The organism is Clostridium sp. AF15-41 (assembly GCF_003604095.1).
Lineage (GTDB): Bacteria > Bacillota > Clostridia > Lachnospirales > Lachnospiraceae > Coprococcus.
Genome location: NZ_QTMQ01000014.1, coordinates 74,587 through 75,359, shown reverse-complemented (window position 1 = coordinate 75,359; position 773 = coordinate 74,587). Strand labels below are relative to the sequence as shown.

The 773-nt window shown below is 46.2% G+C and carries 2 tRNA genes and 1 rRNA gene; all 3 read right to left on the bottom strand.

Annotated features, from left to right (window positions below):
• Nucleotides 1-111 precede the first annotated feature (111 nt).
• Nucleotides 112-184 (bottom strand) — tRNA-Ala (locus DWW43_RS10170).
• Between the two features lie 104 nt (nucleotides 185-288).
• Nucleotides 289-362, bottom strand: a tRNA-Ile gene (locus DWW43_RS10165).
• Between the two features lie 56 nt (nucleotides 363-418).
• Nucleotides 419-536 (bottom strand): 5S ribosomal RNA (gene rrf, locus DWW43_RS10160).
• Nucleotides 537-773 lie beyond the last annotated feature (237 nt).

The window sequence follows — 773 nt, the reverse complement described above, 5'->3', positions numbered from 1 at the left end:
TACTTCATCACGGACATTCTACGAATGTCCTTCCGTTTTCAAAACCTTTCATTGAAGAACAAGTTCTTCATGAACGCTTTTAAAAACCAGACCGCTCGTCCTATGTTTTCGTGGAGATAACGAGATTCGAACTCGTGACCCCCTGCTTGCAAGGCAGGTGCTCTCCCAACTGAGCTATACCCCCAAGGTCGACTCCTAAATTCGCTAATGCTCATTAAGAGCGTCGACATGGCTACGGCTAAGTTCATGCTTCGTCTTTCGACTCGCTTTCACTAAGCTCTCTGCTCATGGGCTTAAATGGACTCGAACCATCGACCTCACGCTTATCAGGCGTGCGCTCTAACCAGCTGAGCTATAAGCCCATCTCTTTTTCTGCTTACACTTGATAAGCACTTTGACCATTTCTGATCAAACTTGGAGCTGGCAGCCACCTACTCTCCCACACCGTCTCCAGTGCAGTACCAGCGGCCGCTTACGTCTTAACCGTCGTGTTCGGGATGGGTACGGGTGTTTCCCATAAGCGCATCACCACCAGCAAATTTGTGCGTTAATAAGTAAATGCAGTTTTTAATGTTATCAACCAGAAAAGTTTACTTTTCTGCGTTGGATAATGTTAAAAACTATATGCGACGCAGTCGCATCACCGAGTGAAGTTTTCTTCACGAGGTTTGCCGTTTACATAACCTTAAACGCTTAACAACATAACAACCCTTACTTCTTCCTTTTCCTTAGAAAGGAGGTGATCCAGCCGCACCTTCCGATACGGCTACCTT